Here is a 13,394-nt window from a genome sequence, read left to right on the forward strand (position 1 = left end):
TGAGCCGTGGGCCTGTCCCGCCTGAGCCGTGGGCCTGAGCCGTGGGCCTGTCCTGCCCGTCAGTCCTTGGCCAGGCTGAACGGGGCCGGGAGCACCTTCGCGCCCGGCATCGTCGCCTCCGCGAGGTAGGTGCCGGGGCCGACCGGGCCCGCCGGGACGGTGGCACACCGCGGGGCGCTGCGGACGCGGTCCCACTCCACGGTGTGGGTGACGGTGGCGTGCGCGGGGACGCGCAGCAGGACCGGGTTGCCGGGGCGCGGGCAGTCCGCGGTGGACCACACCTCGTCGTCCTTGTTGTCACTGATCGTCAGAACCGCGCTGCGGGGCCCGAAGTCGGCCTTGCACGTGGTGTTCGAGGTGTTCTTCACGACGAGGTGGAAGCGGGGCTTCTCCCCCGCCTCGTAGGTGACCTTGGTGCTGCGGAGCGTCAACTGCAGCGCTCCGGCGGGGCAGTTCGGGAGCGGGGAGCCGGCCGGGACCTGCTGGCCCGCGCCGGTGCCCGCGCCGCCGTCGCCGCCGGCGCCGTCCGTGTCGCCGTTCTTGCCGCCGGCCCCGGTGCCCGCACCCGTACCCGCGTCCGTACCCGCGTCGGCGCCCGAACCCGGGCCCGTACCGGTGCCCTCCGAGCCGCCGCTGCCGCCCGTGGAGTCGCCCGACTCGTCTCGTCCGCCGGGGTGTTGGCTGATCGCGGGCCCGGTGCCGGAGGGGCCGGGGGTGATCGAGGGAGGTGTGGGGGACGAGCCGTTGGCGGCGTCGTTCGACTTCTTCCCGCCCTCGTCACCGGAGGCGAGGGCCCACACGGCGAGGAGCGCCAGAACCGCCGCCAGGCACGCCGCCACCGCCCTCCGTCGCCAGTAGATGGTGGAGGGAAGCGGCCCGACCGGATTGCGCAGAGATCCCACGACCCGAACCTTACGAGAGATCCGGCCCAACTCCCGCCCCACCCGCCGCCCGAGACCTCAAGTTTTGCCGATGATCACATCCGTCGGTTCCGGGAACTTTTTCGGGAACCGCCGCCGAGCCCCCTCCCGGACCCGGCCGGCCACCCTCCCAAGCCCACCGGAACCGGGAGAGAACCGACATGCTCCGGGAGACCCCCACTTTCGTCAGGGGTCGCTCTGGCCGTTGGCCCGGGGCGGAGGACTCCGGATTCCGGTTAGCGTCATCCACCATGGACACCCTTCTCGACCTCTCCGACCGTCTGTATCTCGACGTCGCCGACTTCGCGCACTCCACCCCCCACTGGTTCCAGTGGGGCGCCGAGGTCTGGACCGAGGCCGGACTGCTGCTCTTCGGCGTGCTGTTCCTGGCTGTCTGGTGGCGCTCCCGCGAGGGTTCGAGCCGGATGATGGCCCTCGCCCTGCTCGCCCCGCTCGCCACCGCCTTCGGATACGTGGTGAGCGAGGCGCTGAAGTCGCTGGTCGACGAGGACCGCCCGTGCCGGGCCCTCCTCGGGGCGCCCGCCTCACTCGTGACCTGCCCGCCGCACGGCGACTGGTCCTTCCCCAGCAACCACTCGGCCATCGCGGGCGCCGCCGCCGTCGCGCTCGCCCTGTCCTGGCGCGGGATCGTCTGGCTGACCGTGCCGATGGCGCTGCTCATGGCGTTCTCCCGGGTCTTCGTCGGCGTCCACTACCCGCACGACGTGACCGTCGGCCTGCTCGTCGGCGCCCTGGTCGCCTTCGTCGTGATGCGGACGGCGGCGCGGCCGATGGGGGCGCTGGTGGAGACGGCCAGGTCCAGCCGGAACCCGGCCGTGGCATGGTGCGCGGGGCGCGGGCCCAGCGCGCACGCCCCGGCGCACGCCTCCCCGTATGGCGAGGAAGCCCCGCGCTCACGCCACGGCGCGTACTGATCCCGTCGGGGACGTGCCAGGATCGGGGTGCCATGACTTCCATCGACGCTCCCCTCACTCCCGCCGTCCCCGGCACCTCGGCTGCCTCGGCTGTCCCGGCTGCCTCGACCGTCCCGGCCGCGCCCCAGGCCTCCGCCGCCCCCCGCGCCTCCGGCGTCCCCGGCACCCCGGTCGTCCCCGCCGTTGCGGGCGCCCCAGAGGTCCCGACGCCCCCCGCCGAGCTGCACGGGCCCGTCCTCGCCTGGTTCGACCGGCACGCCCGTGACCTGCCCTGGCGGCACCCCGAGGCCGGCGCCTGGGGCGTCATGGTCAGCGAGTTCATGCTCCAGCAGACCCCCGTCGTCCGGGTGCTCCCGGTGTACGAGCAGTGGCTCGCGCGCTGGCCCCGGCCGGCCGACCTGGCCGCCGACGCCCCCGGCGAGGCCGTCCGCGCCTGGGGGCGACTCGGCTACCCGCGCCGGGCCCTGCGGCTGCACGCGGCGGCCGTGGCCATAACGGAACGGCACGGCGGCGACGTACCCAGCGATCACGGACAGCTGCTCGCGCTGCCCGGCATCGGCGAGTACACGGCGGCGGCGGTGGCCTCCTTCGCGTACGGGCAGCGGCACGCGGTCCTGGACACCAATGTGCGCCGGGTCTTCGCGCGGGCGGCGAGCGGAGTCCAGTACCCGCCGAACGCCACCACGGCCGCCGAGCGCAAGCTCGCCCGCGCGCTGCTCCCCGAGGACGAGCCGACGGCCGCCCGCTGGGCCGCCGCCTCGATGGAGCTGGGCGCGCTCGTCTGCACGGCGAAGAACGAGGACTGCGGGCGCTGCCCGATCTCCGGGCGGTGCGCCTGGCGGCTCGCGGGGAAGCCGGCGCACGACGGCCCGCCCCGGCGCGGCCAGACGTACGCGGGTACCGACCGCCAGGTCCGCGGCCGGCTCCTCGCGGTGCTGCGGGAGTCGCGCGAGCCGGTGGCGCAGGCGGCCCTGGACACGGTCTGGGACGAGCCGGTGCAGCGGGCCAGGGCGCTGGACGGCCTGGTAGCGGACGGCCTGGTCGAGCCGCTGGAGGACGGTTTCTACCGGCTTCCGGTGTCCTGAACCCGGGCGGGCCCGGCCCGGGACCCGTGGGAATCCGCGCCGGAAACCTCCTCCCCCTCGTCGTTACACAACCGATGGGTACCCGTGCGTCCACCGACGGCTGCCACGCACAACCCCGTGACAACCGCTCCGTAGCGTCTTCCACGACACGAGGAACGAAGCAGGTCACGGGGTTCGGAGGCGGTTCGGATGAGGCATGGCGAGGTGCTCGACTTCGAGGAGTACGTACGCACGCGGCAGGACGCGCTGCTGCGCAGTGCCCGTCGTCTCGTGGCCGACCCCGTCGACGCGCAGGACCTGCTCCAGACCGCCCTCGCCCGCACGTTCGGGCGCTGGGACGGCATCGCCGACAAGTCGCTGGCCGACGCCTACCTCCGCCGGGTCATGATCAACACCCGGACCGAGTGGTGGCGCTCCCGCAAGCTCGAAGAGGTCCCCACCGAGCAGCTCCCCGACGCCTGCGTCGACGACCCCACCGAGCAGCACGCCGACCGCGCCCTGCTCATGGACATCCTGAAGGTGCTCGCACCGAAGCAGCGCAGCGTCGTCGTCCTGCGCCACTGGGAGCAGATGAGCACGGAGGAGACGGCGGCGGCGCTCGGCATGTCGACAGGTACGGTGAAGTCCACGCTCCACCGCGCGCTCGCCCGGCTCCGTCAGGAGCTGGAGAGCCGTGACCTCGACGCCCGTGCCCTGGGGCGCCCCGGGGAGCGCACGACCGCACTTGGCGACGGACGGGGGCGGGAGCAGTGCGCGGCCTAGACGGCGAATCCGACGGCAGACGCGAAGGCGGCGAGCGGCGCGGCGGCGGAGGCCACCACGGCGTACGCCGCGGCGGCAGCGTCGGCATCGACCGCGCTTGCGACGGCGGCGACGACCGGTGCGGAACCGGGCGGCGCCGCCGGCGCCGTACCTCCCGGGCGACGGGGCTCACGGCGACGGCCGGGCTCGTCGCCCTCGGTCTTCTCCTGGTCTCCTGCTCGACCGGCGGCACCGGTTCCCGCGACGAGGGCGCCGCCCGCAGCGACGGGGTGGCCGCCACCGCTCCCACTCCCTCCGTCTCCGCCTCCGGTGGTCCGCAGTCCGCCGAGCGGGTGGACCCGATCGCGCTGCTCAAGGCCGACCCCAAGATCGGCGACCGGCTCAAGGCCGATCTGAAGCCCTGTGTCGCGGACGCGTACCCGGTCGACGCCTCCTACGGCAGTCTCACCGGCGTGCCCGCCCCCGACGTGGTCGTCAACGTGATGACCTGCGGCGACGCCGTCGGCATCGGCACGTACGTGTACCGGATGCAGAGCGACCGGTACGAGAACGTCTTCATGGCGGAGGACGCGGCCGTGTACGCCACGATCGACCGCGGCGACCTCGTCGTCACCAAGCAGGTGTACGCCAAGGGCGACCCGGTCGCGTATCCCTCGGGCGAGGACGTCATCACCTACCGCTGGTCGGGGAACAAGTTCACCCAGCACGACTGGGTGCACAACGACTACAGCCGTGCCCTCGGCGACGCCGACGTCGCCGAGCCCGCCCCGTCCGCGTCCCCCGCCGACTGAGCCGTACGCCTCCCGCACCCGGCGGACGCCCCGCGGCGAACGCTCCGGACCCGGCCGACACTCCCCGAACACGCACGACGCACACAGCAGCAGCGCACAGACCCGAAGGACACGCACGATGGCCGAAACCCATGTCCTGTTCGTCGAGGACGACGACGTCATCCGTGAGGCCACCCAGCTCGCCCTGGAGCGGGACGGCTTCCGGGTCACGGCCATGCCCGACGGGCTCTCCGGCCTCGACGCCTTCCGCGCGCAGCGGCCGGACATCGCCCTGCTCGACGTCATGCTGCCGGGCATGGACGGGGTCAGCCTCTGCCGTCGCATCCGCGACGAGTCGACCGTGCCGGTGATCATGCTGTCGGCGCGCGCCGACTCGATCGACGTCGTCCTCGGTCTGGAGGCGGGGGCCGACGACTACGTCACCAAGCCCTTCGACGGCTCGGTGCTGATGGCCCGGATCCGCGCCGTCCTGCGCCGTTTCGGGCACGCGGGCGGCCCCGGCGCCGGTGAGCACGGCGAGGGGGCGGCGGACGGCGGCCTCCTCGTCTTCGGCGACCTGGAGGTCGACACCGAGGGCATGGAGGTCCGCAAGGGCGGCACGACGGTCGGGCTGACCCCGACCGAGATGCGGCTGCTCCTCGAGTTCTCCTCCGCGCCCGGCACCGTGCTCTCCCGGGACAAGCTCCTGGAACGGGTCTGGGACTACGGCTGGGGCGGCGACACCCGGGTCGTCGATGTCCATGTGCAGCGGCTGCGCGCCAAGATCGGCCAGGACAGGATCGAGACGGTCCGCGGCTTCGGCTACAAGCTCAAGAGCTAGGGCGCGTACCGGATGAAGCTGCTCCCCCTCCGGACCGGGGTCCGCTGGAAGATCGCCGTCGCCATCGCGGCGGTCGGCGCGCTGATCGCCGTCACCCTGAGCGTGGTCGTGCACAACGCCGCCCGCATCTCGATGCTCGACAACGCGCGCGAGGTGCAGATGGAGCGGCTGCTGTTCGCCCAGCGCATGTACGAGACCTCCAAGCCCAAGGAACCGCGCTTCGGCACGAAGATCAACGACCCCTCGCTGCCCGCCCAGCTCGACCAGCTGATGCGGGACCGGCGACGCGGCACGTATGTGCAGGAGCACCGGCACGGCGGGCCGCCCGACGTGTGGGCCGCGGTGCCGCTCGCCAACGGCGACGTGCTCTCCCTCCACATCCCCTTCGCCGACCGCAGCGCCACGATCATGAGCGATCTCGACCGGGCCCTGGTCATCGGCTCGGTCTCGGTCGTCTTCGGCGGCTGCGCGCTCGGCGTGCTCATCGGCGGCCAGCTCTCCCGGCGGCTGCGGAAGGCGGCCGTCGCGGCCGGACGGGTCGCCCAGGGCAACACGGAGGTACGGGTGCGGGACGCCGTCGGCGGAGTCGTCCGGGACGAGACCGACGACCTCGCGTGGGCGGTCGACGCCCTGACCGACGCCCTCAACGAACGGATCGAGGCCGAGCGGCGGGTCACCGCCGACATCGCGCACGAGCTGCGCACCCCTGTGACCGGGCTGCTCACCGCGGCCGAGCTGCTGCCGCCCGGCCGCCCCACGGAGCTGGTACGGGACCGGGCGCAGGCGATGCGGACACTGGTCGAGGACGTGCTCGAAGTGGCCCGGCTGGACAGCGCCTCGGAGCGGGCGGAGCTGCAGGAGATCGCGCTCGGTGAGTTCGTGGAGCGGCGGGTGCGGGCCCTGGACCCCGAGGTGGTCGTCCGCGTCGTCCACGAGTCCTGGGTGAACACCGACCCCCGGCGTCTTGAACGCGTCCTGGGCAATCTCCTCGCGAACGCCGCCAAGCACGGCAAGCCGCCGGTCGAGGTCACCGTCGAAGGCCGGGTCGTACGCGTCCGGGACCACGGCCCCGGCTTCCCCGAGGCGCTCCTCAAGGAGGGCCCGAGCCGCTTCCGTACGGGCACGAGCGACCGCGCGGGGCAGGGCCACGGTCTGGGCCTGACCATCGCGTCGGGCCAGGCCCGGGTCCTGGGCGCCCGGCTCACCTTCCGGAACGTGGCGTCCGAGGCGGCACCGAACGGGGTGGCCGGCGCGATCGCCGTGCTGTGGCTGCCGGACCACGCGCCGACGAACACGGGAAGCTTCCCGATGCTGCGGCCTTCGGAGCTGTGCCGGCTGGAGCAGCGGGCGGCGGAGTCGCGGACCTCGTCGGACTGAGTCTTCGTCGGACCGAGCCTTCGTCGGACCGGGTTTCCGGGGGTACGACGGTGGGGCCCGCCCCTGTTCCGGGACCGGCCCCACCGCCGTACGTACCGCTTCCGCTTTCGGGTCGGACTGTCAGACCTTCTGGTCGACCTTCGCGCTCTCGTCGTCCGAGGACGCCTTCGGCCCCGCCGCGGGACCGGCGCCGCGGAGCGCCACCTCCTTGACGAGGAAGGCGAGGGCGAAGCCGAGGACGGAGACCGCCGCGGCGACCACGAAGGCGCCGTGGGTACCGGCGGAGACCGCGTGCTGGTAGGCCTCGCGGAGCGCCGCCGGCAGCTTGGCGAGGCTCGCCGCGTCGAGCTGGGCGGTCCGCTCGGTGATCCCGGACCCGCCGCGCGTGGCCATCTCGTCCTGGACGCTGCTCGTGAAGAGCGCGCCCATGATCGCGACGCCGAAGGAGGAGCCGAGCGTCCGGAAGAGGGTGGTGGAGGACGAGGCGACGCCCATGTCCTTCATCTCCACGCTGTTCTGGGCGACCAGCATCGTGATCTGCATGAGGAAGCCCATGCCGGCGCCGAGGACGGCCATGTAGACGCCCGAGGTCAGCCGGGAGGTGCCGGTGTCCATCGTGGAGAGCAGGAAGAGGCCGGCCGTCATGAGCGCGCCGCCCACGATCGGGAAGATCTTGTACTTGCCGGTGCTGGTGGTGAACCGGCCGACGAGCAGCGAGACGACCATCATCGACAGCAGCATCGGCAGGAGGAGCAGACCGGAGTTGGTCGCCGAGGCGCCCTGGACGGACTGCTGGAAGATCGGCAGGTAGAGGACCGCGCCGAACATCACGAAGCCGGTGATGAAGCCGATCAGGGACATCACGGTGAAGTTGCGGCTGCGGAAGATGTGCAGCGGCATGATCGGGTCGCTCGCCCGGGTCTCCACCCACAGGAAGGCGGCGAGGGCGAGGGCTCCGCCGGCCGCGAGACCGATGATGGTGGCCGAGCCCCAGGCGTACTCCGTACCGCCCCAGGTGGTGACGAGGACGATCGCGGTGATGCCGACGGTGAGCAGCGCGGCACCGAGGAAGTCGATCCGGGCGCCCGTGGCGCGCTGCTTCTTCGGCAGGTGCAGGACGGTGCTGACCATGGCGAGGGCGACGGCGCCGAGCGGCAGGTTGATGTAGAAGGACCAGCGCCAGCCCCAGTGGTCGGTGATGGTGCCGCCGACGAGCGGGCCGCCGATCATGGCGAGGGCCATCACGCCGGCCATCATGCCCTGGTACTTGCCGCGCTCGCGGGGCGGGATGAGGTCGCCGATGATCGCCATCACGCCGACCATGAGGCCGCCGGCGCCGAGGCCCTGGATCGTACGGAAGCCGATGAGCTGGCCCATGTCCTGGGCCATGCCGCTGAGCGCCGAGCCGATCAGGAAGATCACGATCGAGGTGAGGAAGACACCCTTGCGGCCGAACATGTCGCCGACCTTGCCCCAGAGGGGGGTGGAGGCGGCGGTGGCCAGGGTGTAGGCGGTGACGACCCAGGAGAGGTGCTCCAGGCCGCCGAGCTCACCGACGATCGTCGGCATCGCGGTGCCGATGATCATGTTGTCCAGCATCGCGAGGAGCATCGCGATCATCAGGGCGAGGAGGACGACGCGGACGCTGCGTGGCTGCGGCTCCGATTCCCCCTGCGTCGTTTTCGCTGTGTCTTGTTGCGCCGCCATGTCAGTCCCTTACTTGCCGCCCGGCTAGTTACTACACTGGGGAAAGTAGACCTGCAACTTGCCGGTCGTCAAGTAAGTTCTTTGGAAAGTGGAGGGCAGTCATGGCCCGAGGCAACACCCGCCAGCGCATCCAGGACGTGGCCCTCGACCTCTTCGCCGAGCAGGGCTACGAGAAGACCTCCCTGCGCGAGATCGCGGAACGCCTCGACGTCACCAAAGCGGCCCTCTACTACCACTTCAAGACCAAGGAAGACATCCTCGTCGGGATCTTCGAGGACCTGACCCGGCCCATGGACGAGCTGATCGCCTGGGCCCGGGAACAGCCCCGCACCCTGGAGACCCGCCAGGAGGTACTGCGCCGCTACCAGGTGGCGCTGCGCGCGGCGGCCCCGCTCTTCCGCTTCATGCAGGAGAACCAGGCGACGGTCCGCGAGCTCAGCGTCGGCCTCACGTTCAAGGAGCGCATGCTCGAACTGACCGGACTGATCCAGGAGCCGGACTTCGCGATGGTGGACCAGGTGCGCTGCGTCAGCGCGATCTTCACCCTGCACGCGGGCACGTTCTTCATGCAGAACCTCGAGGGCGACCCCGAGGAGAAGCACAAGGCCACCCTCGAGGTCGCCCTCGATCTGCTCAATCAGGCCCACGGGGCCGTGTAGAGCGCTCTATGCGGTTGGACCGGGCGCGCCCGGGGGAGGCCCCGGCGCCCCAGGGCGCTCAGGGTGCTCAGATGGAGACGCCGTGGGTCCGCAGGAAGGCGGCCGGGTTCACGGCGGAGCCGTAGTTCGGGGTCGTACGGATCTCGAAGTGCAGGTGCGGGCCGGAGGAGTTGCCGGTGTTGCCCGAGAGGGCGATCTGCTGGCCGGCGCCGACCTTCTGGCCGACGTGCACCTTGATCTTCGACAGGTGGGCGTACTGGGAGTACGTGCCGTTGGCGTGCTTGACGACGATCGCGTTGCCGTACGCGGGGCCGTCGCCGCCGCCGTTCGGGCCGGCCTTCACGACGGTGCCGGCGGCCGCGGCCTTGACCGGCGTGCCGGTCGGGACGGCGAAGTCCTGGCCGGAGTGCTTGTGGGCCCACATGGCGCCGCCCTGGTTGTAGCTGGCGCTCAGCGTGTAGGCGCTGACCGGCTTGACCCAGGACGGGGCCTTCTTGGCGGCGACGGTGTGCTGCGTGGCGGCGGCCTTCACGGCCACGGTCTTGGCGTTCGCCTTCGCGGCGGCGGCCTTCACCTGGGCGGCGACGTGGGCCTGGGCCTCGGCCTGGGCGGAGACGGCGGCGGACGCGGTGAGCGCTACCGGGGCGGCGACCTTGCCCTCGGCGGCGAAGGCGGACCCAGCTCCGGCCACCAGCGACGCTCCCAGGCCGGCGGCGGCAAGAGCGACGACGGTGACACGGGCGGCGGGGTTCATGACGCGCTTCGACATACGGGGGAAAACCTCCGGGTAGTGCGGAACGGAATGTGCGAGGCCCGACGCGAACGGTGCGGCGCCGGGCTTGCTCATCCTTGGTAACCCGGACCCCCATCCAGCCCAAAACACCCCATCTACGACATCGCCTCGTAGCGATCTCCGGGGAAGTTCACCCCTTGACGACCCCCGGACCCATCCTTGAAATCGGACATAGCGGCACAAGTGAATCGGTTTATCCGCATGTCACGGATGCCCGGAACCGCCGAAAACGCCGCCTCCCGTCCGGTTCGGGACCCCTCGGGACCAAAGTCCCGACGGTTCGCTCCGTAACGTCCCGAATCGACACCAAAGGTCGCCACTATTCCGGTTAGTACCCCTCGAAAGCCCTGTGCGCCTTGTCACCAGGCACCGGCCCCGGATGGGACCTGGGTCACTCGACCGGCCCACCCCGAGGCCCCTCCCGCACTACGCTGACCGCTTCGGGGACCCATGGGGGGACACAGATGGAACCGGCACTCATCGGCACACGCCTCGCCTCGGCCGCGATCGGCCCGCTCTTGAGGAAACTGCTGGTCAACGAGGGTCCGGGGGCAGGCCTCACGGGGCGGTCCGGCAAGGTCCGGCTCTCCTCGCTGGTCTCCTTCCGCGGTGAGAAGCGCACGCTGACCGAGAAGGACGTCCGGAAGCTGGCGTCGACGCTGGTCGAGCGCTCGCTGCGAGGCGGCGACAGCGGCTCCACCGACGAGCGCCCCTTCCCCGCCGACGAGGCCGAGGCCGTCACCGACACCCTCGCCGCCACCCTGATCGCCCTCGGCGACCTCGACATGGACGACGTCCAGGCGGTCCGCCTCGGCCATCTCGACCTCGCCCGCCGCCTGCGCGCGGCGGCCCCCGCCCCGGACGGCCTGTCCACCGACTCGGTCCTCTACCTGGAGTCGATGACGGAGTGGGCCTGCCTCCACATCCTCGACTTCTTCACCCAGCGCTCCACCTTCGTGGCCCGCAGCCTGGTGGAACAGACCCGTGGCCAGCGGGAACTCATCGCGAAGGTCGACGAGGTCATCCGCAGGACACCGCGGCAGGACGGCCGGGACGCCGAGTTCGAACGCCGCTATCTGACCCACCTCGCCAAGAAGCACGGCCGACTGACCATCTACGGCGTGGACCTCAGGGACGCCCCGGAGAAGTGGCCGCTGGACGTGGCGTACCTGTCGCTGGAGGCGACGGGAGGGCCCATGACCCTGAGCCGGATGCAGCGGGAGTACGCACGCCGGGTGGAGACGGTGTTCTCCGGGAACCCCGCGGACGGGTTCTCCGAGACCCCGTCCGCGGGGTTCCCGGACACCGCCACCGCCATCCTCCGGAGCGACCCGTCCGGCGGCCCCGCCGACCAGATCCTCACCCGCCACGACAAGGTCCTCCTGCGCGGCACCGCCGGCTCCGGCAAGACGACCCTCATCCAGTGGCTGGCCGTCTCCGCCGCACGCGAGGACCTCGCGGACGGCATGGCGTACCTCCGCGACCGCATCCCCTTCGTCCTCCCCCTGCGCGCCCTGACCCGCCACGGCGAGCGGCTCCCCACCCCCGACCGCTTCCTCTCCGCCGTCGACTGCCCCCTTCCCGCACCCGACGGCTGGGCCGACCGCGTCCTCGCCGCCGGGCGCGGCCTGGTCCTCGTCGACGGCATCGACGAGATCCCCGAGGCCGAGCGGGACCGCGCCCGGCGCTGGCTCCGCGACCTCCTCGACGCCTACGAGGGCAACCGCTGGCTCGTGACCTCACGCCCCACCGCCGTGCGCGACGACTGGCTCGCCCCGGACGGCTTCGCCGAACTCACCCTCTCCCCGATGTCCTCCGCCGCGGTCGCCACCTTCGTCCGCCGCTGGCACCGGGCCGCAGGACCGGAGGCGGCACCGTACGAGCGGCCCCTCCTCGACGCCCTGCGCACGACGGCGGACGTCGCCCAGCTCGCCACCAACCCCCTGATGTGCGGTCTGATCTGCGCCCTGCACCACGGCAGGCGCGGCTTCCTGCCCCGCGGCCGGAAGGCGCTGTACGAAGCGGCCCTCTCGATGCTGCTCTCGCGCCGGGACCGCGAGCGGGACATGGGGACCCCGTACGGGATCGACCTCGGCGAGACCCCGCAGATCCAGCTGATCCAGCGGATCGCGTACTGGCTGACGCTCAACGGCCGCACGGCGATGGACCGCGCGCACGCGCAGGACGTCGTACGGGAGGCCGTACCCGCGATCACGGAGGCGGCCGGGTACGACCCCGGCACCGTCTTCACGCATCTGCTCCACCGCAGCGGCCTCCTGCGCGAGCCGACCGCGGACACGGTCGACTTCGTGCACCGCACCTTCCAGGACTACCTGGCGGCGAAGGCCCTCGTGGACCGCTGGGACATCGGCGTCCTCGTCCGGCACGCGGCGGACGACCAGTGGGAGGACGTCATCCGCATGGCCGTCGGGCACGCGCGCCCGCGCGAGTGCGCGGAGATCTTCGACGAGCTGCTGAAGGCGGCGGACGCGGCACCGGACCGCCGGACGCAGCTCCGCGTGCTGGTGGTGGCGGCGACGGCGCTGACCCACGCGACGGAGGTGGCACCGGAGATCCGGGAACGGATCCTGGCCCGCACGGCCGAGGTGATCCCGCCGCGCGGTCCGGAGGAGGCGCGGGAGCTGGCGTCGGTGGGACGGGCGGTCCTGGACCTGCTGCCGGGGCCGGAGGGGCTGGACGACGAGGTGGTCGAGGACCTGGTGATCACGGCGACCCACATCACGGACGATGCCACGCTGCCGTACCTCGCCCAGTTCACGGACCATTCGTCGCTGGGCGTCCGCTCCCAGCTGATGTGGGGCTGGGGCCGGTTCGCGACCGCCCCCTACGCGGAGGAGATCATCGCCCGGCTCGATCCGAGCGACCTCAACTTCACCCTGGTGTCCAACAACCAGGCAGCCGAGATCGCCCGCCTCGGGCTGCGCCCCGAGCGCCTCGACCTGCGCATGAGCCCGAGCCTCACCCCCGACGGCATGGCCATGCTCCGCGAGGCGTTGGGCGAGGCGGAAATCGCGCATGTGCCGGGAACCCTGGCCCCGTTCCTGAGCCGCCTCCCCTCCGACAACAAGCTGGGCAGGCTCACCCTGACCAGCCAACCCACCGGGGGACTCGGCTTCCTCCGTCGCCTGACCGGTCTCCACGAGCTCGCCATCAACGACGCCGTCTTGAGTGCGGAGGACTGGGCCACGGTGGCCGCCCTGGACTACCTCTCGCTGCTGGATCTGATGGCCGAGACGATGAGGAACATTCCGGAATCGCTGAGGCTGCCGCAGACGCAGACCCTGTGGGTGGGGTGCTTCGGCTCGCCCGCGCCCCTGGACATCATCGCCCGGTCGTTCCCCGCCCTGCGTCTGCTGGTCCTCTACGGCGACCTCGAAGGAAACGTCCACGACCTCACCCCGCTGGCGTCCCTGACCCAACTCCGGTACATCAACGGCAGCGGCTTCACCGGCGCCGAAGCCCTCGCCGCCACGGTCGAGATCCGCCCATGACCTGACCGCCCTCCACCTCCCCCGATACGTTCA

At 71.9% G+C, this 13,394-nt stretch carries 11 protein-coding genes; 8 read left to right on the plus strand and 3 right to left on the minus strand.

All coding sequences use genetic code 11. The features are described 5' to 3' along the window. Window positions 1-59 precede the first annotated feature (59 nt). Window positions 60-902, minus strand: coding sequence for a hypothetical protein (locus V4Y03_RS14495; protein WP_332435191.1), 843 nt, complete (start codon window positions 900-902; stop codon window positions 60-62). A gap of 269 nt (window positions 903-1,171) precedes the next feature. Between V4Y03_RS14495 and V4Y03_RS14500 the strand changes: the two genes are divergently transcribed. The 6 genes from V4Y03_RS14500 (at window position 1,172) to cseC (ending at window position 6,690) form a co-directional block, all read left to right on the plus strand. Further along, the gene (locus tag V4Y03_RS14500; protein ID WP_332435192.1) at window positions 1,172-1,855 is read left to right on the plus strand and encodes a phosphatase PAP2 family protein; all 684 of its coding nucleotides are present in this window, start codon (window positions 1,172-1,174) and stop codon (window positions 1,853-1,855) included. A gap of 32 nt (window positions 1,856-1,887) precedes the next feature. Further along, window positions 1,888-2,940 (plus strand): A/G-specific adenine glycosylase, encoded by a 1,053-nt coding sequence (locus V4Y03_RS14505; protein WP_332435193.1) that lies wholly within the window; start codon window positions 1,888-1,890, stop codon window positions 2,938-2,940. A gap of 189 nt (window positions 2,941-3,129) precedes the next feature. Further along, window positions 3,130-3,702, plus strand: a complete 573-nt coding sequence (locus tag V4Y03_RS14510; protein WP_317874806.1) for a SigE family RNA polymerase sigma factor — start codon at window positions 3,130-3,132, stop codon at window positions 3,700-3,702. Continuing rightward, the gene (locus V4Y03_RS14515; RefSeq protein WP_443079785.1) at window positions 3,690-4,493 is read left to right on the plus strand and encodes a hypothetical protein; all 804 of its coding nucleotides are present in this window, start codon (window positions 3,690-3,692) and stop codon (window positions 4,491-4,493) included. Before V4Y03_RS14510 ends, V4Y03_RS14515 begins: the two co-directional genes overlap by 13 nt. A gap of 118 nt (window positions 4,494-4,611) precedes the next feature. Next, entirely contained in the window at window positions 4,612-5,313 is a 702-nt protein-coding gene (gene cseB / locus V4Y03_RS14520; protein WP_317874807.1) for a two-component system response regulator CseB, read from the plus strand. Between the two features lie 12 nt (window positions 5,314-5,325). Then, window positions 5,326-6,690, plus strand: coding sequence for a two-component system sensor histidine kinase CseC (cseC, locus tag V4Y03_RS14525; RefSeq protein WP_332435194.1), 1,365 nt, complete (start codon window positions 5,326-5,328; stop codon window positions 6,688-6,690). A 120-nt stretch (window positions 6,691-6,810) separates the two neighbouring features. Here the strand turns inward: cseC and V4Y03_RS14530 are convergent, their stop codons facing one another. After that, a complete protein-coding gene (locus V4Y03_RS14530) occupies window positions 6,811-8,397 on the minus strand; it encodes an MDR family MFS transporter (protein ID WP_332435195.1) in 1,587 nt (528 codons plus the stop codon). A gap of 101 nt (window positions 8,398-8,498) precedes the next feature. On the opposite strand from V4Y03_RS14530, the gene V4Y03_RS14535 reads away from it, so the two are divergent. After that, window positions 8,499-9,056: a TetR/AcrR family transcriptional regulator gene (locus V4Y03_RS14535; RefSeq protein ID WP_317874810.1), complete on the plus strand. Its 558-nt coding sequence runs from the start codon at window positions 8,499-8,501 to the stop codon at window positions 9,054-9,056. A 67-nt stretch (window positions 9,057-9,123) separates the two neighbouring features. On the opposite strand, the gene V4Y03_RS14540 is transcribed toward V4Y03_RS14535, so the two are convergent. After that, a complete protein-coding gene (locus tag V4Y03_RS14540; protein ID WP_317874811.1) occupies window positions 9,124-9,825 on the minus strand; it encodes a M23 family metallopeptidase in 702 nt (233 codons plus the stop codon). A 488-nt stretch (window positions 9,826-10,313) separates the two neighbouring features. On the opposite strand from V4Y03_RS14540, the gene V4Y03_RS14545 reads away from it, so the two are divergent. Next, a complete protein-coding gene (locus tag V4Y03_RS14545) occupies window positions 10,314-13,361 on the plus strand; it encodes an NACHT domain-containing protein (RefSeq protein ID WP_332435196.1) in 3,048 nt (1,015 codons plus the stop codon). Window positions 13,362-13,394: the final 33 nt, after the last annotated feature.

The organism is Streptomyces sp. P9-A4, assembly GCF_036634195.1.
In the GTDB taxonomy this organism is placed as follows: Bacteria; Actinomycetota; Actinomycetes; order Streptomycetales; family Streptomycetaceae; genus Streptomyces.